The organism is Haloferula rosea, from assembly GCF_016595525.1.
GTDB lineage: Bacteria > Verrucomicrobiota > Verrucomicrobiia > Verrucomicrobiales > Akkermansiaceae > Haloferula > Haloferula rosea.
The window spans coordinates 42190-62854 of sequence record NZ_JAENII010000018.1; the positions used below are offsets into that span (position 1 = coordinate 42190).

The 20665-nt window shown below is 61.9% G+C and carries 22 protein-coding genes and 1 tRNA gene; 12 read left to right on the plus strand and 11 right to left on the minus strand.

Translation table 11 applies throughout. The annotated features are described in order from the left end of the window. Positions 1-110: 110 nt before the first annotated feature. The 3 genes from purH to acpS are packed head-to-tail and all read left to right on the plus strand — an operon-like array spanning position 111 to position 2788. Entirely contained in the window at positions 111-1652 is a 1542-nt protein-coding gene (purH, locus tag JIN81_RS17450) for a bifunctional phosphoribosylaminoimidazolecarboxamide formyltransferase/IMP cyclohydrolase (RefSeq protein ID WP_234045260.1), read from the plus strand. A 12-nt stretch (positions 1653-1664) separates the two neighbouring features. Further along, on the plus strand, positions 1665-2405 hold the full coding sequence (locus JIN81_RS17455; protein WP_200282986.1) for a pyridoxine 5'-phosphate synthase: 741 nt from the start codon (positions 1665-1667) through the stop codon (positions 2403-2405). Continuing rightward, positions 2402-2788, plus strand: a complete 387-nt coding sequence (gene acpS, locus JIN81_RS17460) for a holo-ACP synthase (RefSeq protein WP_200282990.1) — start codon at positions 2402-2404, stop codon at positions 2786-2788. The genes JIN81_RS17455 and acpS overlap by 4 nt, the downstream gene beginning before the upstream one ends. Before the next feature lie 10 nt (positions 2789-2798). Here acpS and speA read toward each other — a convergent pair whose 3' ends face one another. Genes speA through JIN81_RS17495 form a run of 7 tightly spaced genes read right to left on the minus strand, consistent with a single transcriptional unit; the run spans position 2799 to position 9609 of the window. Further along, a complete protein-coding gene (gene speA, locus JIN81_RS17465; protein WP_200282993.1) occupies positions 2799-4715 on the minus strand; it encodes a biosynthetic arginine decarboxylase in 1917 nt (638 codons plus the stop codon). Between the two features lie 55 nt (positions 4716-4770). Beyond that, entirely contained in the window at positions 4771-5199 is a 429-nt protein-coding gene (locus JIN81_RS17470) for a hypothetical protein (protein ID WP_200282996.1), read from the minus strand. Between the two features lie 17 nt (positions 5200-5216). Further along, on the minus strand, positions 5217-6443 hold the full coding sequence (nspC, locus tag JIN81_RS17475) for a carboxynorspermidine decarboxylase (RefSeq protein ID WP_200282999.1): 1227 nt from the start codon (positions 6441-6443) through the stop codon (positions 5217-5219). Between the two features lie 48 nt (positions 6444-6491). After that, positions 6492-7121, minus strand: a complete 630-nt coding sequence (locus JIN81_RS17480; RefSeq protein ID WP_200283001.1) for a YqaA family protein — start codon at positions 7119-7121, stop codon at positions 6492-6494. Position 7122: 1 nt separating this feature from the next. Continuing rightward, positions 7123-8124 (minus strand): NAD(P)H-dependent glycerol-3-phosphate dehydrogenase, encoded by a 1002-nt coding sequence (locus JIN81_RS17485; RefSeq protein ID WP_200283003.1) that lies wholly within the window; start codon positions 8122-8124, stop codon positions 7123-7125. Next, the gene (plsY, locus tag JIN81_RS17490; protein ID WP_200283005.1) at positions 8121-8852 is read right to left on the minus strand and encodes a glycerol-3-phosphate 1-O-acyltransferase PlsY; all 732 of its coding nucleotides are present in this window, start codon (positions 8850-8852) and stop codon (positions 8121-8123) included. Before plsY ends, JIN81_RS17485 begins: the two co-directional genes overlap by 4 nt. 25 nt (positions 8853-8877) lie before the next feature. Further along, the gene (locus tag JIN81_RS17495) at positions 8878-9609 is read right to left on the minus strand and encodes a hypothetical protein (protein ID WP_234045261.1); all 732 of its coding nucleotides are present in this window, start codon (positions 9607-9609) and stop codon (positions 8878-8880) included. Between the two features lie 261 nt (positions 9610-9870). Between JIN81_RS17495 and JIN81_RS17500 the strand changes: the two genes are divergently transcribed. The 3 genes from JIN81_RS17500 to JIN81_RS17510 all read left to right on the plus strand — a co-directional run bounded on the left by JIN81_RS17500 (position 9871) and on the right by JIN81_RS17510 (position 12954). Continuing rightward, positions 9871-9957 (plus strand) — tRNA-Leu (locus JIN81_RS17500). A gap of 148 nt (positions 9958-10105) precedes the next feature. Further along, positions 10106-11491: a sulfatase family protein gene (locus tag JIN81_RS17505; protein WP_200283009.1), complete on the plus strand. Its 1386-nt coding sequence runs from the start codon at positions 10106-10108 to the stop codon at positions 11489-11491. 5 nt (positions 11492-11496) lie between these two features. Continuing rightward, a complete protein-coding gene (locus JIN81_RS17510) occupies positions 11497-12954 on the plus strand; it encodes a sulfatase (RefSeq protein ID WP_200283010.1) in 1458 nt (485 codons plus the stop codon). Here the strand turns inward: JIN81_RS17510 and nagZ are convergent. From nagZ to JIN81_RS17530, 4 genes are all read right to left on the minus strand, one after another. Then, the gene (nagZ, locus tag JIN81_RS17515) at positions 12948-14018 is read right to left on the minus strand and encodes a beta-N-acetylhexosaminidase (RefSeq protein WP_200283012.1); all 1071 of its coding nucleotides are present in this window, start codon (positions 14016-14018) and stop codon (positions 12948-12950) included. The genes JIN81_RS17510 and nagZ overlap by 7 nt on opposite strands. A gap of 17 nt (positions 14019-14035) precedes the next feature. Then, positions 14036-14338 (minus strand): KH domain-containing protein, encoded by a 303-nt coding sequence (locus JIN81_RS17520; protein ID WP_200283015.1) that lies wholly within the window; start codon positions 14336-14338, stop codon positions 14036-14038. Between the two features lie 127 nt (positions 14339-14465). Beyond that, positions 14466-14912 (minus strand): Hsp20/alpha crystallin family protein, encoded by a 447-nt coding sequence (locus JIN81_RS17525; RefSeq protein ID WP_200283018.1) that lies wholly within the window; start codon positions 14910-14912, stop codon positions 14466-14468. 17 nt (positions 14913-14929) lie between these two features. Beyond that, on the minus strand, positions 14930-15292 hold the full coding sequence (locus JIN81_RS17530) for an Hsp20/alpha crystallin family protein (RefSeq protein WP_200283021.1): 363 nt from the start codon (positions 15290-15292) through the stop codon (positions 14930-14932). Between the two features lie 225 nt (positions 15293-15517). Between JIN81_RS17530 and JIN81_RS17535 the strand changes: the two genes are divergently transcribed. The 6 genes from JIN81_RS17535 to JIN81_RS17560 all read left to right on the plus strand — a co-directional run bounded on the left by JIN81_RS17535 (position 15518) and on the right by JIN81_RS17560 (position 20251). Continuing rightward, positions 15518-15988, plus strand: a complete 471-nt coding sequence (locus JIN81_RS17535; RefSeq protein WP_200283024.1) for a GNAT family N-acetyltransferase — start codon at positions 15518-15520, stop codon at positions 15986-15988. A 3-nt stretch (positions 15989-15991) separates the two neighbouring features. Beyond that, positions 15992-16684: a ubiquinone/menaquinone biosynthesis methyltransferase gene (locus JIN81_RS17540; protein ID WP_200283027.1), complete on the plus strand. Its 693-nt coding sequence runs from the start codon at positions 15992-15994 to the stop codon at positions 16682-16684. A 79-nt stretch (positions 16685-16763) separates the two neighbouring features. Further along, complete coding sequence (gene purD / locus JIN81_RS17545; protein WP_200283030.1) at positions 16764-18017, plus strand: phosphoribosylamine--glycine ligase; 1254 nt, start codon at positions 16764-16766, stop codon at positions 18015-18017. Beyond that, complete coding sequence (gene pyrR / locus JIN81_RS17550) at positions 18014-18538, plus strand: bifunctional pyr operon transcriptional regulator/uracil phosphoribosyltransferase PyrR (RefSeq protein WP_200283033.1); 525 nt, start codon at positions 18014-18016, stop codon at positions 18536-18538. The genes purD and pyrR overlap by 4 nt, the downstream gene beginning before the upstream one ends. Beyond that, a complete protein-coding gene (locus tag JIN81_RS17555; protein WP_200283036.1) occupies positions 18535-19329 on the plus strand; it encodes a hypothetical protein in 795 nt (264 codons plus the stop codon). Before pyrR ends, JIN81_RS17555 begins: the two co-directional genes overlap by 4 nt. After that, positions 19319-20251: an aspartate carbamoyltransferase catalytic subunit gene (locus JIN81_RS17560; protein WP_200283039.1), complete on the plus strand. Its 933-nt coding sequence runs from the start codon at positions 19319-19321 to the stop codon at positions 20249-20251. The genes JIN81_RS17555 and JIN81_RS17560 overlap by 11 nt, the downstream gene beginning before the upstream one ends. Positions 20252-20665 lie beyond the last annotated feature (414 nt).

Here is a 20665-nt window from a genome sequence, read left to right on the forward strand (position 1 = left end):
GACCACGGCTTCCGCCGGAGGGGGTGGCGACTCGGCGTGGGGTCCGGTTGATTGAGGCTTGCCCGGGGCAAGGGGTGGGGGTACGCGAGGGCACAATCTTTTCCACCCAGATGTCCATCCAGCGCGCCCTCCTTTCCGTATCCGACAAGTCCGGCCTCGCCGACTTCGCCAAAGAACTCCACGACATGGGAGTCGAACTCCTCTCGACCGGCGGCACCGCCAAGGCCCTGCGCGATGCCGGGCTCCCGGTGATCGACGTGTCCGAGTTCACCGGTGCCCCCGAGTTGTTCGAGGGCAGGGTGAAGACGCTCCACCCGAAGGTCCACGGTGGCTTGCTCCACAAGCGCGATGACAAGCTCCACCTCGAGCAGGCCAAGGAGCATGACATTCCCGCGATCGACCTGGTGGTGGTCAATCTCTACCCATTCGAGGCGACCGTCGCGAAGGAGGACGTCACCCTGGCCGAAGCGATCGAGAACATCGACATCGGTGGGCCTTCGATGCTCCGCAGCGCGGCGAAGAACTACAACAGCGTGACCGTGGTCACGGACCCGGCTGACTATGCACGGGTGATCGAGGAAATGAAGGATCACGAGGGTGACACCACCCTTGGGTTCCGCGAGTCGCTCGCCGTGAAGGTTTTCCAGCGCACGTCGGAGTATGACGGTGCGATCACCAATTTCCTCGGCAAGTGCGACCAGGGAACCGGCTGCAATTATTCGCTCAACCTGCCCCTGGACATGGAGCTTCGCTACGGCGACAACCCCCACCAGAAGGCCGCGATCTATGGTGGATTTAGTAGTTGTTTCAGTCAGCTCCAGGGCAAGGAGCTCAGCTACACGAACATACTCGATATCGAGGCCGCGGCTGACCTGATCCTCGACTTCGTCCGCCCGACGATCGGCATCCTCAAGCACACGAATCCATGCGGTGTGGGTCAGGATGATGGTGACCTGCGTGAGGCCTGGAAGAAGGCCTTTGAAACCGACAAGCAGGCTCCCTTCGGTGGCGTGATTGTCTGCAACCGCCCTCTGACCGAAGGCGTGGCCCGGATCATCTCCGAGATATTCACCGATGTGATCATCGCTCCCGACTACGAGCCTGAGGCGCGTGCCGTGCTGCAGAAGAAGAAGAACCTCCGTCTGATGAAGATGAACGAGGCTTATCTCAGCGCGAAGAAGGAGCCCCTCATTCGTTCGAGCCCGGGTGGCTTCATGGTGATGGACCGCGACCACTCGGCGCTCGGTCTTGATGACCTGGAGAGCAAGGTGGTGACCAAGCGTCCGCCGACCAGTGAGGAAATGCGTGCAATGCGCTTCGCATGGCGTGTCGTGAAGCACGTGAAGTCCAACGCCATCGTTTACGCGAAGGAAGACCGCACGCTCGGCATTGGTGCCGGCCAGATGAGCCGGATCGACAGTTCACGGATCGCCGTGTGGAAGGCAGGGGACGCCGGACTTTCTCTCGAAGGTTCGGTCATCGCATCGGATGCGATGTTCCCGTTCGCCGACGGCCTGCAGACCGCGATCGATGCCGGAGCCACCGCTTGCATCCAGCCGGGTGGCTCGATCCGGGATGAAGAGGTCATCGCCGCCGCGGACGCCGCCGGTATTGCGATGGTCTTCACCGGACACCGCCACTTCAGACACTGATCCGCCGCGGCAATGCTTCTGGGAGTCAATATCGACCACGTGGCCACGCTCCGGCAGGCGCGCTACGCGCTTCTGCCGGATTCGCCGAATGCGGAGCCCTCGCCCCTGCAGGCGGCGCTTGATGCGCAGGCTGGCGGCGCGGATTCGATCACGATCCACGTGCGTGGCGACCGACGTCACATGCAGGAGCGCGATGCCTTCGAAGTGCGGTCGGGATCATCGCTGCCGCTGAATTTCGAGATGGGGGTGACCGAGGAGATGATTGCGATGGCGCTTCGTCTCAAACCGGAGTTCGCCTGCCTGGTTCCCGAGACCCGCGAGGAAGTCACGACCGAGGGGGGGCTGGACGTTCTGAGCCGTCTCGAGGAGGTGAACGCCTGCACGAAGAGGCTGCAGGATGCCGGCATCAAGGTGTCGTTGTTCATCGATCCGGATCTGCCGCAGATCGAGGCCGCCGCGGAATGCGGTGCCGAGATGATCGAACTGCACACCGGTTGTTTCGCCAATGCGGAGAACGAGGATGTGGCGGTCGAGGTCGACCGTCTGGTCGAGGCGGCCCGGGTGGCGGCGGGCATGGACCTGCAGGTGAATGCCGGGCACGGGATCAACTACCGGAATCTGTCGCAGTTGTTCATGGTGCCCCATCTGTCCGAACTGAACATCGGGCACACGATCGTTTCGCGCGCGGTGCAAGTCGGGATGACCGCGGCTGTGCGTGAGATGAAGGAGGCCATGGCCGCTTACCAGGGATGACAATTTTCGGCATCGGGGTGGACGTGGTCGAGATCGAGCGAATCGGTCTGCTTCTGGACCGTTACGACGAGCGTTTCGCGGAGAAGGTTTTCACCGAGACAGAGCGGGCCTACTGCGACTCCCAGCGTGACCCAAGGCCTCACTATGCCGCCCGTTTCGCCGCCAAGGAGGCGGTTTCCAAGGCTTTTGGGACCGGCGTGGGAAAGGACCTCAACTGGACCGACATGGAAATCACCCGCGACGCCCTGGGTGCTCCCAAGCTCTTGCTCTCCGGTGCGGGGAAGGCCTTCGCGGAAGCGAACGGCATCACGGATGTGAAGATCAGCCTGAGTCACGCCAAGCAGTATGCCGCAGCCAACGCGCTGGCGTGCTGCGGCGCTTGATGCGGGGGAATCAGTCCTCGAAGTAGGTGTAGCCATTCAAGCCCGCGCGGAACAGGTCCATGACGTGGCGCCTTTCCTTGGGGCTGATGCGGCCCTGGCTGACCGCACGCTCGGCAAACTCCCGGAAGCGAGTGACGAGTTCCTTCGGGTCGTATTCGACGTAGGAAAGTACGTCGGCCACCGTATCGCCCTCCACCTCGTGGGAGTAGACTGGTTTGCCGTTCTCGAGGTGAACGCCGACGACGTTGGTGTCCCCGAGCAGGTTGTGAAGGTCGCCGAGGGTCTCCTGATACGCGCCGACGAGGAAGACCCCGATCTGATAGGGTTCATCCGGGCGCAGTTCGTGCAGGGGAAGGACCTTGCGGACGTCCTCACGATCAATGAAGCGGTCGATCTTTCCGTCGCAGTCGCAGGTGATGTCGGCGAGCACGGCACGATGCCGGGGCCGTTCCTCCAGACGGTGCAGCGGCATGACCGGGAACAGCTGCTTGATGGCCCAGGAGTCGGGCAGCGACTGGAACAAACTGAAGTTGCCGTAGTAGAAGTCGTAGAGGCTGTCCGACAATTCCCTGAGGTCCTCCGGGATGTGGTCGAGCTTCTGAAGCATCTTCGAGATGCGCGTGACGAGGTGCCAGAACCACGATTCGGCGAGTGCGCGCTCCCGCAGGGTGGCGTTCCCGTAGAAGAACTGGGCGCGGACCTGATCGCGGTAGTAGGTGGCGTCGTTGAAGCACTCCTGCAGGTTGTGCGGTGCCAGATCCTTGCCGACCTGGATGAGGTTGACGAGGTTCTGTGGGGCTTCGTCGGGGACCGGGGGAGCTTCCTCGGTGGTCTGAACGGTTGAGACGTCGAGAATGTTGAAGACAAGGACGGAGTAGTAGGCAACGATGGCCCGCCCCGACTCGGAGATGAGATCGGGATGGCTCACCCCGTTCTTGTCGCAGATCTGCATGATCGTTTCGATGACATCGGCGCAGTACTCCGGCACGGAGTAGTTGCAGGAGGACTCGAAGTTGGTGTGGGAGCCATCGTAGTCGACGGCCATACCTCCTCCGATGTCGAGCACTCCCATGGGTGCACCTTCCTTCACCAGGTCGCAATACATCCGCGCGACCTCGGTCGCACCCTCGCGGATGGAGGCGATGTTGGGGATCTGGCTTCCCTGGTGGTAGTGGAGCATCTTGAGGCAGCCGAGGTGTCCGCTCTCGCGGAGGCGGTCGACGACGGCGATGACCTGGGCGGCGGACAGGCCGAAGACCGATTGGTCGCCCGCGCTCTCTTCCCAGTGTCCGGCGCCCTTGGTGGAAAGGCGCACGCGCACTCCCAGATTCGGCAGCACGCCGAGATGTTGGGAACGCTGGAGGACGAGATCGAGCTCGGTGGGCATCTCGAGGACGAGCATCACCTTCAGGCCCATCTTCTGGGCGTGGAGGGCGAGGTCGATGAACTCCTCGTCCTTGTAACCGTTGCAGATCAGGTAGGCCTCGGTGTCGTGCATGTGCGACAGGGCGGCGATCAATTCCGGCTTCGATCCGGCCTCAAGACCGTAGTGAAACTTCTTCCCGAACTCGGTGATCTCCTCGATGACCTGCCGTTGCTGGTTCACCTTGATGGGATAGACGCCGCGGTAGTTGCCGCGGTATTTCGTCTTCTTGATGGCGGACTGGAACGACTCATTGAGTTCGGCGATCCGGGATTGAAGGATGTCCCGGAAACGGAGGAGAACAGGGAGGGCGGTGCCACGGTCCTGCAAACCCTCGATGATGTTGTGGAGGGAGACGTCCTGGAAGCCGTCGCCATCCTGCAGTCGCACGGTGGCGTGGCCGTCGTCGTTGACGTCGAAGAATCCGTGTCCCCAGTCCTTGGTGCCGTAGAGTTCGGCGGAGCGTTCTGGGGTCCAAGGGCGTTCAGGTGAGGTCGGTGCCATGGGTCGGAAGGGAGTTCGGAAATGTTGGATGGTGAAGAGACAAAAGTGAGGGATTTCAGGGGGCCTCGTTGGATGGAGGCACACTGTGGATCTTTTGCTCGAGGATGTGCTGAAGTTCGTGGAGACGTTTGTGTTCCTGTCGCCACCGGAGCGCCACGAACAAGAGGCAAACCATCCAGATCAGGAACAGAAGAGTCGAGAGATTACTGAAGACGGGTTCGATGGTCTCGAAAGCACTTTCGAGATCGGTGGTGTCGGTGGTTGAAAACCCGCCGTCACCAAGGAACCCGTAGGGCCAGACGTTCCAAAAGCAGGTGGTGAAGGTGGCGCAGGGAAGATCCATGATGGCCGCCAACAGCAGGCCCCTCGAAGCAGCCGTGCGGAGGTTTCGGAAAGCCACTGCGATACTGAGCATGAGGATGCTCGTGGCGAATCCGAAGAAGAGCCAGAAGAGGTCGCTGAAGATGGGGAGCTCGGGGATCATGAATGGCCGGGATGAGTTTATGCCAATCGGTCCCTGAAGTCGGAGTAGTCGAACCGGCGGATGGTTTCCAATCGTCCATCCGGATGCTGCAGCACGATGTCGGGATGGGGGACGCCGTTGAAGGTGGAGGTCTTCACCATCGTGTAGTGCGCCATGTCGTCGAAGACGAGGGTGTCCCCGGCCACCAGGGGCCGATGGAAACCGTAGTCGCCGATGACGTCGCCGGCGAGGCAGGTTGGACCGGCGAGCCGGTAGATCCGATCGTTCCCGGAGGGGGCAGCGTTTGCCTGAGCCGGGTCAGTGGTCGGGTGGTAGCTTTCGCCATCAATTGTCACGGCGGGACGGGGCGAGTCCGATGGCGGGTGGGTGCCGGGCTCGGCGAGAAAGACATCCGGGCGGTAGGGCATCTCGAGGACGTCGGGCATGTGCGCGGTGGCGGAGACGTCGAGGATGGCATGCCGATGCCCCATGCTTTCGAAGACGTCGATGACGGTCGCCCGAAGCACACCGGTGTGGATGGCGACGGCTTCTCCGGGTTCCAGCCAGACCTCGAGCTGATAGCGTTCGCGGGTCCGACGGATCAGGTCGACGAGAAGCCTGCGGTCGTAGTCGGGCTTGGTGATCCAATGACCACCGCCGAGATTGAGGTACTGGAACTGCGAGGAGCGTAGTAGGTCACCGAAACGTCGATCGACCGCATCGAGGGTCGACTCGAGGTCATCGGCGCCCTGTTCGCAGAGGGTGTGGAAATGAAGCCCGCTGAGACCGGTCAGGTCCTGCCCGGCGAGTTGGTCGATGGTGATGCCGAGCCGGGATCCCGGGGTGCACGGGTCGTAGAGCGGGGTGTCTCCGGTGGAGTGCTCGGGGTTGATCCGCAGGCCGCACTGGATCTCACCCGCGAGGTAGCGCGGATGACTGCGGACGAGTGGCTCGAATTGCTGCCACTGGGTCAGTGAATTGAAATCCAGGTGGTGGGTGAATTCCAGCAGCGCCCTGATTTCATCCTCCTGATAGGCCGGGGAGTAGGTCAGGGTGTGCTTGCCGAAGTGTTCGTGTGAGAGCCGGGCTTCCCAGAGTCCGGAGGCACAGCAGCCGTCGAGGTCGTCCCGAATCGAGGGAAAGGCCTTCCAGCATGAAAAGCCCTTCAGGGCGAGGACGATGCGGCAATCGGCCTCTTCACGGATGTGCCGCAGGATGCCCGAATTGGACTGCAGGGCGGCGAGGGAGATGACGAAGGAGGCCATGGAACCGGGTTTCGGGGCTTCGAATCGGCGCGTGCAGGGAGGCGGGGGTCAGTGCCCGAAGAACTTGATCGCGAACAAGCCGCCGATCAGCAGGACTCCGAAGGCGAGGAACCACCACTCGAGGTGCTTCTCGATGTAGGGGCGGATCTTCGGACCGAAGACCCGGATGATGCCGGCGACGACGAAGAAGCGGAAACCGCGGCCGATGATGGAAGCACCGATGAGGAGCGGAAGGTTGTAGTGGAAGAGTCCGGAGGCCACGGTGAACACCTTGTAGGGGATGGGGGTGATGGCGGCGATCAGGATGCCCCAAAAGCCGTATTCGGCATACCAGGTCTGGATCTGTTCCTGGGTATGTCCATCGGGGTCGAAGAGTCCCAGGAGTGGCTTGGCGACCGACTCGGCCAGCCCCCAGCCGATCAGCCATCCGAGGATCCCCCCGAGTACGGAGCCTGCCGTACAAACGAGGGCATACTTTGCCCACTTGTCCCGGGCCCCAAAAACGAGGGCGAGCAGGAGGACGTCGGGTGGGATCGGAAAGAAGGAGGATTCCGCGAAGGCGATCAGGAAGAGGGCCCAAGTGCCTCCGGGGCGGTCCGCCCATGAGATGGTCCAGGCGTAGAGTCGGCGGATGATGCCCTGTTTTGGTTCCGCAGGGGCTTCAAGGGTATCGGACATGTCAGTCGGTTTCTGGGCGTGGATCGCGGGTGAGCAATTCTTTCAGGGCATGGCCGGCGGGCTTGTGCTCGTAGAGCACGGCATAGACGGCATCGATGATGGGAGTGCGGGCGCCGACCCGACGCGCGGCCTCGTAGATCGATTGGGTGTTCGGCACGCCTTCCGCGACCATGCCGAGTTGGTCGACGGCTTCCTTCAGCGACCGGCCTTCACCGAGGGCGAGACCGACGCGGTGGTTGCGTGAATGGACCGAGAAGCAGGTGGCGATCAGGTCACCGACGCCGGAGAGCCCGCTGAAGGTTTCGATCCGGCCACCGAGTTGCACGCCGAGCCTCGTCATTTCGGCGAGGGCGCGCGTGACGAGGGCGGCGATGGCGTTGTCGCCGAGTCCGAGCCCGGAGGTGATGCCGGCGGCGATGGCGTAGACGTTCTTGATCGCCCCGCCGAGCTCGATGCCGGCGAGGTCGTCGCTGGTGTAGCTGCGGAAATTCGGCGAGGTGAAGAGGGTCTGGAGGTCGCGGGCCAATGCCTCGTCACAGCAGCCGATGACGGCGCAGGTGGCGAGGTCGGTGGCGATCTCTTCGGCGTGATTGGGGCCCGACAGCACCGCTACCGGGTGCCCCGGGCAGCAGGCTTCGATGATGGTGCTCATGCGCTCGCCGGTGCCACGTTCGATTCCCTTGGCACAGGAAAGCAGGGCGGTCTGTGGATCGAGTCCGGCATTTGCGAGCTGCGTTGCGGTTTCCCGCGTGGCGGAGGTGGGGACACAGAAGAGGATGAGGGGGAAACCGGAGGCGGCTTCCTCGAGCCTAGTCGTAGCCCGGACCGAGGCAGGCAGGCTCGATTTCGTCATGTAGCGCGGGTTCCGATGGTCGCGGGTAATGCCCTCGGCGACCTCCGGGTCACGGCCGACCATGACGACTTCCTGTAGCGACTGGCCGATGAGGTGGGCCAGGGCGGTTCCGAACGATCCGGTTCCAAGAATGGCAGCGCGTTGGATCATGAGGATTCCTTGGTATTGTTGCGGCTGAAGCGATGCTCCGTGCCTTCACGAAGGCGCTGGATGTTGGTGCGGTGTTTCCAGATCGCAAGCAGACCGATGGTGAGTGAAAAGAAGAACAAGGGCTTGTTCCAGGTTCCAGCTTCCCACAGTGAAATCCCGTCGGCGTTCTTGTGAAAACGAGCTCCGATGTGGGTCAGCACGGGCAGGGCGGCGGCGGCACCGATCGAAGCGATCGAGACGTAGCGGGTGGTCACGAAGAGGATGATCCAGACGAGGATGAGGAGGACGACGGCGGCCGGCATCAGTCCGAGCAGGACTCCGCCCGAGGTGGCGATACCCTTGCCTCCCTTGAAGCCGACCCACGGCGAGTAGTTGTGCCCTAGCACGGCGCAGAGCGCGGTGATGACGTGGACGAGTTGACCGGTGAATTGCTTTTCCACCGGCAGGTGCATGGCGAGTCCGTCGAGGAACCCGAGGTGGGGCACGATCGCCTTGCCGTCGATCTGGATCAGGTTGATCGCGATGACGATGGGAATGTATCCCTTCAGGAGATCGAGGAAGAGACAGGTGATGCCGTACTGTTTGCCGACGACGCGCAGGACGTTGGTGGCGCCGATGTTGCCCGATCCATGGGCGCGGATGTCGATGCCCTTGAGCCTGGCAATGAAGAGGCCAAAGGGAATCGAGCCAAGCAGGAAGGCGAGGACTGGGCAGATCCAGAGTTGCATGAAGGAGGTGGAGCGATGGGGGTTGCTAGAGCTTCCAGTGGTCGGCGACCCATGGCACCGGCTTGACGCGGTGGTGAATCTTCTTGCCTTCGAATCCATTGACGGCGTCGTGCGGATCCGGTTGGCCGTGGAAGACGAGGAACTTGGCGCCCTTCGGTTGCGGTGGGCTCATGACGAGATTGAGCGGGAAGGGGGGGCGCACGTTGAACTTGAAGCTGCGCACCCATTCCTCGGGCCACCAGTAGCGCTCTTTCATGGCGTAGGTGAGGAAGTGCTGCTCGGTGACGAAGATCGAACGGTCCTGGGCGCGCTCGATCTCCTTCATGAAGGTGTCGTAGATGTACTGGGACTTGCCTGCCTCGAAGCGGAAGATGGACGAGTTGCCGATCTCGGGCCGTTTGCGGAAGATCTGTTTCCGCTTCTCCCACCAGTTGTGGATGATGCAGTTCTTGCCGGGCTTGTAGTCGAAGAAGCAGTCGATCGAATTGAGAATGACGAGGTCCAGGTCGAGGAACAGGGTCGGGCCGGACAGGTTGAGGTATCCGTCCCGGGTCATGACGAGCTTCATGAAGACATTCGGCCACTTCGACTGGGTGATGCCGGGGTTCTCCGGGAAGGCGGCGGTCTCGACTTCTTCGATGAGATCCGTGGTGTCGTCAGTCACGCAGATGAAGCGGAAGGGGCGGGAGAGATTCCGCTCAATCGACCGATAGAGGACGTTCACGTAGTGGGCCGGATACCGGGTGCCCCACTTCATGCAGATGATGTTGACTGGCTCGGGCATGCTGTAAGGCGGGGATTGCGGCCTGCTGGTGGTCGATTGCCAAGCGCAAAGGGAGGCAATCCGGAGGATGGCGGCGCTTTTCCTGCCGTGGTGGGTATGGAGGGGTCGGGGAAAGGCGGGGTTTGAGGCGGGTCCGCCCGGGGTTCGTGCGGGGATGATCGATTTTTGAACAATTCGTGTTGCCAAAATTGCTCGGGCGTGATGCTTTCGCCGCCCGGCGTTTCACCGGTCACAGCGCACGTGGCGGAATTGGTAGACGCGCATGATTCAGGTTCATGTGTCCTCACGGACGTGGAGGTTCGATTCCTCTCGTGCGCACCACTTTTTTCAACTCAGTTGAGCCAAAAGCCAGTCCTCCGGGGCTGGCTTTTGTGCGTCTTGGTCGAGGATCCCGGCGATGCCACGAAAATGTCGCTGATGAGGGAGGATTCTGTAAGGTTGCGCAAATGCCGCTGCGTAAAGGCCGGACATGAAAGAATGGATTCTTATGGGCGTGGCCGCGGTCGGCCTCTCGAGTAGCCTTGTTGAGGCCAAGCAGCCGAATGTGGTGATCATCCTTTCGGACGACCAGTCATGGACCGATTACGGTTTCATGGGGCACCCGGAGATCAAGACGCCTCACCTTGACCAGCTGGCGAAGGAGAGTGCGGTGTTCAGCCGTGGCTACGTGCCGACGGCGCTCTGTCGTCCTGCGCTGACCTCGATCGCCACCGGGCTCTATTCCCATCAGACCTTGATCACCGGAAACGACCCCGCGAAGACCGCAGCGAATGCGAAGCATGTGGAGGAAGCGGGGAAAACGGCGAAGGAGTTGCTGATCTCGAACATCGACCGGCATGGTGCGCTGCCGATGTGGCTGGCGGATGAGGGTTATCTGAGTTTCCAATCGGGCAAGTGGTGGGAAGGCAACTTCAAGCGGGGTGGTTTCACCCACGGCATGACGCGTGGTTATCCGCAGAAGGGCGGCCGCCATGGAGACGATGGTTTGGACATCGGGCGGAAGGGAATGAAGCCGGTCTTTGACTTCATCGACCTGGCGGTGAAGGAGGAGAAGCCCTTCTTCCTGTGGTATGCGCCGTTCCTGCCGCATACTCCCCACAATCCGCCCGAACGGCTGTTTTCGAAGTACCGTCGTGAAGGGCTGCCGATGACCGTCGCGCGCTACTACGCGATGTGCGATTGGTTCGATGAAACCTGTGGCGAGCTGCTGGATGGACTCGACGAGAAGGGGGTCAGCAAGGACACGCTGGTGATTTACGTAACGGACAATGGATGGATTCAGATGCCGAACAACGGCAGCTATGCGATTCGTTCCAAGCGCAGTCCGAACGAGGGCGGCACGCGCACGCCGATCATGTTCCGCTGGCCCGGTGTGATTGAACCGGGGGAGCGGAAGGAACTGTGCACAAGTCTGGATATCGCCCCGACCATCGTGGCGGCAACCGGCGCCAAGGCTCCGCATGATTTTCCCGGGCTGAATTTGCTCCCGACCTTGAAGGGAGAAGCGCCCTTGGAGAGAAAGACCATTTATGGCGAGTCCTTTGCGCATGACATCGCCGACATCATGAAACCCGAGGCATCGTTGATGTATCGCTGGGTAATTGATGACCATTTGAAGCTGCTGCTCACCTATGACGGGCGTCAGGGGCAGATCAAATACCCTCCGACGGACTTCCGGCCGCAGCTCTACGACCTCGTTGCCGACCCGCATGAGAACAAGAACCTCGCCGCGGAACGTCCGGATGAGGTCGCTCGGTTGGTGAAGAAACTGGAAGCGTGGTATCCGGTGAAGGAACGCGAGACGGTGACCACGTGGAGCGATGAGCCTGTCGTGTTGGAACCCGTGAAGGATTAGGCACGATGCATGCCTTCCTCAAATGCTTCCTCGGTGCCGCCATGGTGTCGGCCGGCTTCCTGGCTCCGGGGCTGGCCAAGGAGCGCCCGAACGTGCTCCTGATCGCGATCGACGATCTGAACGACTGGGTCGGTTGCCTTGGTGGGCACCCGCAGGCGAAGACGCCTCATCTCGATCGCTTGGCGGAGCGGGGAGTCTTGTTTTCCAACGCCCACTGCCAGGCGGCGGTGTGCAACCCGTCGAGGGCGAGTCTGATGACCTCGCTCTATCCGGAAACCTCCGGGATCTACTTCCTCTCGCCGTCGCTGAACATGGTGCCGGAGTTGAAGGATGTGCTGACCATGCCGGAGCGGTTTGCGAAGGAGGGTTACGAGGTCGCGGCGGCGGGGAAGTTGTTCCACAGTGTCGAGGCGAAGCAGTATTTCCCGGAGTGGGCGGGATCTTTCGGTGGCTTCGGCCCGATGCCGAAGAAGAAGATCAGCCAGCCTCACGGCCACCCGCTTTGGGACTGGGGCGCGTTCCCGGAAAAGGACGAGATGATGCCCGACTCGAAGATCGCCGGTTGGGCGGAGAAGAAGTTGGCGGCCTTGCCGGAAAATAAGCCGTTCTTCCTCGCGGTCGGCTTCTATCGGCCTCACGTGCCGATGTTTGTTCCCAAGCGTTGGTTCGACATGCATCCGCTGGAGGAGATCCGCCTGCCGGAAGTGAAGGCGGAGGATCTGGATGATCTATCAGCCTACGCCATCGACCTCACGCGGAAGAAGCATGTGGCACCGGAGCAGTCATGGATCGAGGAAAGCGGAGAGTGGGCCCATGCGGTGCAGTCGTATCTGGCATCGGTCCGATTCGTCGACGACTGTGTCGGACGCGTGATCGACGCGCTGGACGAGAGCGGGGCGCGCGACAACACGATCGTGGTCCTGTTCTCCGACCATGGGTTCCACCTCGGCGAGAAGCAGCGGTGGGCCAAGCGGTCGCTGTGGGAGGACGGCACCCGGGTTCCGGTGGTGATCGTGGCTCCGGGAATGCAGGCCGGTGGGGTTTCCCCGAAGCCGGTCGGGCTGATCGACCTCTATCCGACCTTGTTGGATCTGGCAGGTCTCGAGAGCGATCCGGTGCATGAAGGTCATTCCCTGCGCCCGCTTTTGAAGGATCCGGACGCGGAGTGGCCCCATCTGGCGAGGACCAGCTTCGGGCCGGAGAATGTCGCGCTGCGATCCGAGAACTTCCGTTACATCCGCTACGCGGATGGTTCGGAGGAGTTCTACGATCATCGCAAGGATCCAAACGAGTGGAACAATCTGGCGCGCAACCCGGAGATGCGTGAAGCGATGGATCGGCATGCGCGTCAATTGCCCCGCGAGTTCGCTCCGGTGCTCGGCAAGGGGTCGACCGGCCACGAGGCTTTCGCGGCCGCCGCTGAGTTGCTGCGTGATCGCGCGGAGCCGTCTGAGTCTCAGTAGTCCGCCACGGGCGAATTGGATTCGCCTGTAAGGGTGGGCACGCTTTCGCGAAGCTCCCTCATCTTGTCGCAGGTCTTGACCCACTTCGTCTTGTCCCAGCCGAGCCGACCACGCAGTGCCTTCTTGCGGAATCGTTCGAGGCGGCGGGAGGAATCATCGAGGAACATGGAAGGCACCTCGGCAATCCTGGCCGCTGCTTCTTCCGCACGGTCGGTGCGATGACAGATCATGGCGAGGTCGTTTCCCGCCTGCAGGGCGGCGGGCACGTCGGTGCTGTCGGGGTAGCGATCGGCGATCGCGCCCATGTCGAGGTCGTCGGTGAGAACGATGTGTTTGTCGAACCCGAGTTGGTCGCGCAGGAACCCCTGAACGATGCGCCTTGAAAGCGAGGCGGGGGATTCGGGATCGATGTTCGGGAAGCGGACATGCGCGAGCATGATGGCGTCGAGTTCCGGCATCAACGCGGTGTAGGGAATCACGTCTTCGGCGAGCAGTTCGTCGAGCGTCGCATCGGATCCGGGGAGGTCGTGGTGCGGGTCCGACAGCGCGCGGCCGCCGGCCGGAAAATGTTTGCCGCAGGATCGCATCGACGCTTTCCGCATCCAGCGGTTCCACATGCCGGCGCAGTCGATCACGCGCTGGGAGTCGCGTCCCCAACAGCGGTCACGGAGAGCGTTCTGGGCGCCGGGGTGATGGTCGAGATCCAGCACGGGGCCGAAGTTCATGTTGAAGCCCAACAGACGCAGGGACTCCGCGGTCAGGTGACCGGCATCGGCCATGGCCGGAAATTTGCCGTGGGCGGCGAGTTCGACGGCGGAGGGAAGCGCGGGAGCGATCTCCTTGGTTCGTGTGACGCGTCCGCCTTCCTGGTCGATCGCGATGATGGGATCGAGCGTGTCGAACTCGCGAAGCTCGTCGGTGAGTGCCCGCGTTTGCTCGGGCGACTCGATGTTCCGCGAGAAGAGGATGTAGCCAGCGGGCTTGAGCTTGTGAAAACGTGCGCGCTCGGCGGCGGTGAGTTCGGGGCCCTCGATGCCGAGGAGCAGATGCTGGCCGGGGTGCATGGAAGGAGGAGCTTGGCTTACTCGCTGGGATTCGACTCGCGGGCGAGCATCTCTTCCTCTTCCTCGTGTGAGTGGATCTGGATGGAAACCTGTACGTTGGCCCTTTCGGAGGCTGCCTTGACCACGCCACGGATGGCTGATGCGCTGAATCCGGCGCGGCCGATCATCAGGGCGACATCGGAGCGCTCGAGCACGATCTTGAAGCGCAAGCGGTTGGGGGCGACCTCGGCGACCTTCAACTGCGCGCGATCCGGGTGCTCGATGAATTGCACCGCAACGTACTGAAGAAAGTTCCGGATCTGATCCGTGATCACCTGCATGGGGGAAGAATGAACCGGAATGGGCGAGGGTTCAATCTGCAATCGTGCCGGGAACCGGGTGAAAAGAAACGGCCCGCACCGGAACCACCCGATGCGGACCTACCCATTCCATGAAACTGATAGAAGCTCAGTCGATAGAGATCGTTCGCGGCCTCGCCTCCGATGCCAGCGGAACGCTCACTTTGAGAATGCCGTCCTTGAGGGCGGCGGAGAGTTGCTCTCCGTCGAGCGACTCGCCAAGCCGTAGCTTGAGGGCGTAGGTATCCGGGGCCGGTTGGCCGAGGATCAGTCGTCGCGAGGAGCCCGCGTTTTCGCGGCGGGCGCTGAGTCGCAGTTCGCGACCCTCCACCTGGAGATCGAGGTTCTCACGAAGCACCCCCGGGAGGGTGACTTCGAGATCCACCCCATCGTCCGTGCGCTCGGCATGCCAAGCGGGCTGGGCGGTGGTCAGGGTTTCCTCGTTGCAGACTTCCGCCTTGGTGTCGGTTGGCTGGCTGAGGACCTCATTCTTGCGGTCGGTGAGAGTCTCATTGCAGGAGCTCTCCTTGCAGGTCGTTTGTGTGGAATCGTTCATGTGATGATTGGTTGAGATTATTGGATTTCGATGGATTTCAGTGCGGCTTCGAGTCGAGGCAGGCGGACGGTGAGGACGCCGTTCTCGAGGGTGGCCTTGATCTGCTCCTGATCGACTTTGTCGCCCAAGGGCAGGCGGTAGTCCGGATGACCGGCGTCTTCCCGTTTGTCTTCGAGGAGGAGCACCTTGTTTTCGACTTTCAGCCCCAGCTCGTCTTTGGAGACGCCTGGGTAGTCGAGCTCGAGGGTCCAACCGGACTCGTCATCGAAGACCCGGAGACCGGGAGGCGTGGATGCCACGTGACGAAGACCGGATTCGAAGAAGCGGCTGAATTCGCTCAGCCATGGGCTGCTGTTTCTAAGGTAATTTGGTAGAATCATGATGGTTTGATTTGGTGATGGCCCTTCCTATGCAGCGCGGATGCCAGAAGGGAGGTGGTTGTCGCAAGTGACAGAAAGCCAGAGAGATAGGTGGATTTACGGGCAACCCAATCATAGCAGCTACCTGAATCAAAATGTCCCAGCTGCGTCAAATTGGCGTGATGTTCTGTCACGTCGGTGAGGTTTCTCGTTGGGAGCTGGGCGGGGATGGTCTAGGGAAACGGCATGATCGACATGCTGGTGCGACTCTACGACCTGCCTGACTCTGCGGAGTTGTATGGCCGGGTGGCGGGTGAGCGGGTGGTGCTTCGGCGGGCGCGTGCGTTCGAGAAGCACACGGTGGAGCAGTTCGCTGAGGAGCACTTTTCTCCGAAATGGGCGAGCGAGGTGGGCGTTGCCGTGAGCCGCCAGCCTGTTGCTTGTTGGATCGCGACGCGGGATTCCGAGGTGCTGGGTTTTGCCTGTTACGACACGACGATGCGCGGCTTCTTCGGCCCGACGGGGGTGCTGGAATCGGCGCGCGGGCTGGGGCTCGGCAAGGCGCTGCTGATGCGCTGCCTGGAGTCATTGCGCGACGAAGGCTTTGCCTATGCGGTCATTGGTGGGGTTGGCCCGAAGGAATTCTACGAGAAGGCCTGCGGGGCGATCGAGATTCCCGGCAGCGACCCTGGGATTTACGGCGACATCCTTCCTTGAGTCATGGGTGAGGGAACGATTCAGGATCCGGGTTACGTCAGGGATGCATTTGCACGCATTGCCGACCGATACGTGACGACCAATCACGTGCTCAGCATGGGCACGGACATTCTGTGGCGACGGAAGGTCGCTCGCATCGTGCGACGCTGGAAGCCCGCCCGGGTGCTCGATGTGGCGACGGGAACCGGCGATCTGGCTCTGGAGATTCAGGACGTCTGCCCACGTGCTGAGATCGTGGGCAGTGATTTCTGTGCCGAGATGCTGGAGCATGCGGCCGAGCGCGGACTGGCGGAGACGCTGGTGGCGGATGCCATGGATCTGCCGTTCGAGGACGGGAGCTTCGACGTGGTCACGGTCGCCTTCGGCCTGCGGAACATGGTCAACTACGGTGGCGCCCTCAGGGAAATGCGGCGGGTGCTGCGCCCGGGTGGTCACCTGCTGGTGCTGGATTTCTCGCTCCCGGATCCTCCGCTGCGGAAGCCGTATCAATGGTATCTCCACCGCATTCTTCCCAAGCTGGCCGGCTGGCTGACGCGGGAGGCGGATGCCTACGAATACCTCGGTGGCTCGATCGAGGAGTTTCCCATGGGTCAGGAAATGGCGGGCTTGATGGAGGATTGCGGTTTTGGCGAGGTCGGGGTCGATCCGGTGACCTTCGGGGTCGCCACCATCTACACCGGAACGGCGCGGGATTAAGGCCGATGACCCAGGGCGGGGGCAGGCGCATCCGTCCGGGGCTTGCAAAGCCCGGCTGCTTGCACGAGAACGGGCGCGCATGAGAATTCTTGTTGTTGGCAAGGGCGGCCGCGAGCACGCCTTGGTGCGGGCCTTCGCGGAGTCGCCATCAGAAACCGAGCTGTTTTGCTTCCCGGGAAGCGATGCAATTTTCGAGTTGGCGAAGCCCGTGGAAGCGAAGGATCTGGATTCACTGATCGCTTGGATGACAGCCAACGACATCGACCTCTGTGTCGCCGGTGAGGAGAGCTACCTGGTCAAGAATGAAGGCCTGGCCAACGCTTGTGAGGCAGCCGGGATTCCTTGCTGGGGACCGCACAAGCAGTCGGCCCAGCTCGAGGCCTCGAAGGAGTTTGCGAAAGAGTTCCTCGGTCGTCATTCGATCCCGACGGGAGGAGCGAAGGCGTGTGCGACCCTGGAAGAGTGCCAGCAGGCCATCGCTGGGAATTACCCGGTGGTGTTGAAATTCGACGGACTTGCCGCGGGCAAGGGCGTGGCGGTCTGCATGGAGGCCGCCGAGGGCGAGGCCTTCCTCGATGAGGTTTTCGTGCAGAAGCGCTTCGGTGAGGGCCGCGTGCTTGTCGAAGAGTTCCTAACAGGACCTGAGGTTTCGATCTTTGCCGCTGTCGTCGATGATCGATTCGAGATCTTCACGCCGGCCCGTGATTACAAGCGGATCGGGGAAGGGGACGCGGGACCGAATACCGGTGGTATGGGTGCGGTGGCGAGTCGCCGGTTGATTCCTGCGGATCTGTTGGAACGGATCGAACGCGAAGTCGTGGCTCCGACCGTGGCTGGCCTGCAGTCCGAGGGGCTCCCTTACCGGGGCTTCCTCTACTTCGGCCTGATGCTGACTCCGGACGGTCCGAAGGTGATCGAGTACAACTGCCGTTTCGGCGATCCCGAATGCCAGGCGGTGATGCCGCTGGTGAAGGGCGATCTTGCCAGTTACTGCCTGAAGGGAGCTCAAGGGGAGCTTGATTCCTCCCTGATCGAGTTTGATGACGGCTGGAGCGTCTGTGTGGTGTTGGCTTCCGCCGGATACCCGGAGAGCTCGAGCAGTGGCGATCGCATCGAGGGCCTTGAGCATGTGGACCTGGTCTATCATGCCGGCACGAAGCGCACGGATGACGGGCACTGGGAAACGGCGGGGGGGCGCGTGTTGGCCGCCGTGGCAGGAGGGTCGGATCGCGAAGCTGCGGTGACCGCCGCGCATGCCGCTGCCGACAAGATCAGTTTTGACGGAGCGCAGCGCCGCCGGGACATCGGAATCATGCACTTCGAAGAATCATGAGCCGGATACTCGACGCCGAACAGATTGAGGAAGGTCTGGATCAACTCGCCGCCAAGATCCGTGAGCGCACGGACGGCAAGCCCATCGCCTTGGTTGGAATCCGCAGCCGTGGTGATGAAGTGGCGGAGCGGGTGTGCCGCCGATTGTCCGAGGATGACCGTGAGCTTGTCCTCGGCACCCTGGACATCTCCCTCTACCGCGATGACTTCGCGCACTTGCATGAGAATCCGAAGTTGCAGGAGAGCGACATTCCTTTCGAGGTCGACGGTGCCCATTTGATTCTCGTCGACGACGTGCTTTTCACGGGCAGAACGATTCGTGCGGCCTTGGATGCCATTTCCGACTACGGCCGACCCGGGAAGGTCGAACTGGCGGTGCTCATCGACCGCGGACATCGGGAGATGCCCTTGCAGCCGGACTACGTCGGGATCGCTTTGGAAACCGCCCGGCACGACCACGTGTATGTCTCGCTCGAGGCGACGGATGGGAAGGATCAAGTCGAGATCAAGGAGGCCTCGTGAGTCCGCTTCCGGAACGCCGCAAAACCCCGGAAGAGCTTGCGGCTCTCCGGCAGTCTTTGGGCATTCCGGTCGATGGCGCGGATTCCCAGCCTCCGGAGGACCGGCCCGCTGAGACACCGGTCGAGCCGGTCGCCGACTTGCCCGAACCGTCACGGACGGATGAAGCCGACACCGTGCCGGAGCCGACGGCCACCGGTAAGGAAGAGGTTTCCGGCGAAGCCTCCAGCGAGGCCGAAGCAGTGGAGACCCTCGTCGACGATTCGGGCGAGGAAGTCGTTCGGGTGGGTGCCGCGAGGCCGGTCAGGAGTCTGCGGAAGTCTGCCGGGCTCACCGTGGATCAGCCGAAAGCGCAGATCGCCCGGAATGACAGCGCGGTGATTCCCGTGAAACGGCACTCGGACGAGGAACTCAACCGGATTCGAAAAGCCGCCCAGATCACACCCGCCGCCGCGGACTTGCTGCCCAAGGCCGCCCATCCGATGACCCTCGTGGCCTTGTATGGAGTGGGATCGTTGATCCTGCTTGCCGGCCTGCTGGGGGCGGTGGCAGGGAACATGCCGGTCACCGATGTGCCCTTCGAATGGCTGATGGTGGCGGTGCAGCGCGAGAGCTTCGGCATGAGCCTCTATGGCGTCCTGTGTGGAGCGGCGGCGGCCTTTTTGCTCAGTGCGGGATGGCTGGCGTGGAAACGGCCGCTCTCCCGGCACCACGCGGGATTCATGACCATCATCGCGGTGCTTGTCCTTGTCTTCGGAACCCTCTACTCATTTCCCCAACTCCATGGCGCGTAAAGACCTGCTTGAACTGGCCTCGCTGAGTCGCGAGGAAATCGATCTCATTCTCGATCAGGCGATTCCTTTCAAGGAACTCTTTACCCGATCGGTGAAGAAGGTGCCGGCGCTGAAGGGCAAGTCGGTGCTGATGCTCTTCTACGAGCCCTCAACGCGCACCCACTCATCCTTCGAGGTGGCGGCCAAGCGCCTGTCGGCCGACGTGACCAATTTCGACGTGCCCCACTCTTCGGTGGTGAAGGGGGAATCGGTGCGGGAAACCGTGGAAACCCTGCAGGCGATGCGGACCGACTACATCGTGGTCCGTCACGGGCGCAGCGGACTGCCCGCCATGCTGGCGCGTCAGACGAAGGCCTGTGTGATCAATGCCGGCGACGGCTCCCACGCCCACCCAACCCAGGGCTTGCTGGATGCCTTCACACTGAAGGAGGTGATTCCCGAACCAGCCGGAAGGAAGGTTCTGATCGTCGGTGATATCCTCCATAGCCGGGTCGCCCGATCGACGGCCACGGTGCTGCGCAAGCTGGGTGTGGACGTCGCCTACCTCGGGCCGGGTTCGCTGGTGCCGCGGTGCTGTCCGGACGGAGTTCGCCGTTTCACCGACTACGATGAAGCGATGGCCTGGAAGCCGGATGTCGTCTATCTCCTCCGCGTCCAGATGGAACGCCAGGATGTGCAGTATTTCCCGAGCCTGCGTGAGTACCATCGGGTGTATGGCGTGACCACCGAGCGCTTGAAGCGACTCAACGACGAAGGCATCTGGTTGATGCATCCCGGGCCGGTCAATCGGGGGGTGGAACTCTGCGACGAGGCGCTCGACTATGAACGTAGTTTGATCAACCAGCAGGTTGAGAACGGAATCGCGGTGCGGATGTCGGTCCTCTACGGCTTGAAGCCCGGCGCGGGCGACGACGAAGAGTAAGTCGCGGCCAGAGGTGCGCGCGCGCCTGTTTTCGAAACCTCGTGCCTGATTCTCGGGGAGCTTGGTGAATGTTCAATCGGACCCCACAGGGGGGGTCTTGTTTTCCTCCACCCGTGATGGGTCAGGAGTGCGGGCAATTCTGACCGCAGAACCACAATCTCACTTCGTTCCCTCTCAGCGGTTCAAGTGCCTCATGATCCTGCGCTCCGTCCCATCGCTCGACCTACTGCAATTCTAGTTGAATCGCTGACAGATGCGATCTTCAGAGACCGCGGGCCGCGGGAAACCTCAGGCTTTCAGGCTATTTGGTCGATTTCTAGGACTCGTATGATGCCTCCACTCGCTGAGACGCGGGTGTTATGATGGCAAGAATCCCTTGCTTGTGGGGGGGACGGGGAAACCCGATTAGAAGGA

Coding starts and splice junctions, on each gene's coding strand:
- purH (WP_234045260.1), top strand. CDS start 111: ATGTCCATCCAGCGCGCCCTCCTTTCCGTATCCGACAAGTCCGGCCTC.
- JIN81_RS17455 (WP_200282986.1), top strand. CDS start 1,665: ATGCTTCTGGGAGTCAATATCGACCACGTGGCCACGCTCCGGCAGGCG.
- acpS (WP_200282990.1), top strand. CDS start 2,402: ATGACAATTTTCGGCATCGGGGTGGACGTGGTCGAGATCGAGCGAATC.
- speA (WP_200282993.1), bottom strand. CDS start 4,715: ATGGCACCGACCTCACCTGAACGCCCTTGGACCCCAGAACGCTCCGCC.
- JIN81_RS17470 (WP_200282996.1), bottom strand. CDS start 5,199: ATGATCCCCGAGCTCCCCATCTTCAGCGACCTCTTCTGGCTCTTCTTC.
- nspC (WP_200282999.1), bottom strand. CDS start 6,443: ATGGCCTCCTTCGTCATCTCCCTCGCCGCCCTGCAGTCCAATTCGGGC.
- JIN81_RS17480 (WP_200283001.1), bottom strand. CDS start 7,121: ATGTCCGATACCCTTGAAGCCCCTGCGGAACCAAAACAGGGCATCATC.
- JIN81_RS17485 (WP_200283003.1), bottom strand. CDS start 8,124: ATGATCCAACGCGCTGCCATTCTTGGAACCGGATCGTTCGGAACCGCC.
- plsY (WP_200283005.1), bottom strand. CDS start 8,852: ATGCAACTCTGGATCTGCCCAGTCCTCGCCTTCCTGCTTGGCTCGATT.
- JIN81_RS17495 (WP_234045261.1), bottom strand. CDS start 9,609: ATGAAGTGGGGCACCCGGTATCCGGCCCACTACGTGAACGTCCTCTAT.
- JIN81_RS17505 (WP_200283009.1), top strand. CDS start 10,106: ATGAAAGAATGGATTCTTATGGGCGTGGCCGCGGTCGGCCTCTCGAGT.
- JIN81_RS17510 (WP_200283010.1), top strand. CDS start 11,497: ATGCATGCCTTCCTCAAATGCTTCCTCGGTGCCGCCATGGTGTCGGCC.
- nagZ (WP_200283012.1), bottom strand. CDS start 14,018: ATGCACCCCGGCCAGCATCTGCTCCTCGGCATCGAGGGCCCCGAACTC.
- JIN81_RS17520 (WP_200283015.1), bottom strand. CDS start 14,338: ATGCAGGTGATCACGGATCAGATCCGGAACTTTCTTCAGTACGTTGCG.
- JIN81_RS17525 (WP_200283018.1), bottom strand. CDS start 14,912: ATGAACGATTCCACACAAACGACCTGCAAGGAGAGCTCCTGCAATGAG.
- JIN81_RS17530 (WP_200283021.1), bottom strand. CDS start 15,292: ATGATTCTACCAAATTACCTTAGAAACAGCAGCCCATGGCTGAGCGAA.
- JIN81_RS17535 (WP_200283024.1), top strand. CDS start 15,518: ATGATCGACATGCTGGTGCGACTCTACGACCTGCCTGACTCTGCGGAG.
- JIN81_RS17540 (WP_200283027.1), top strand. CDS start 15,992: ATGGGTGAGGGAACGATTCAGGATCCGGGTTACGTCAGGGATGCATTT.
- purD (WP_200283030.1), top strand. CDS start 16,764: ATGAGAATTCTTGTTGTTGGCAAGGGCGGCCGCGAGCACGCCTTGGTG.
- pyrR (WP_200283033.1), top strand. CDS start 18,014: ATGAGCCGGATACTCGACGCCGAACAGATTGAGGAAGGTCTGGATCAA.
- JIN81_RS17560 (WP_200283039.1), top strand. CDS start 19,319: ATGGCGCGTAAAGACCTGCTTGAACTGGCCTCGCTGAGTCGCGAGGAA.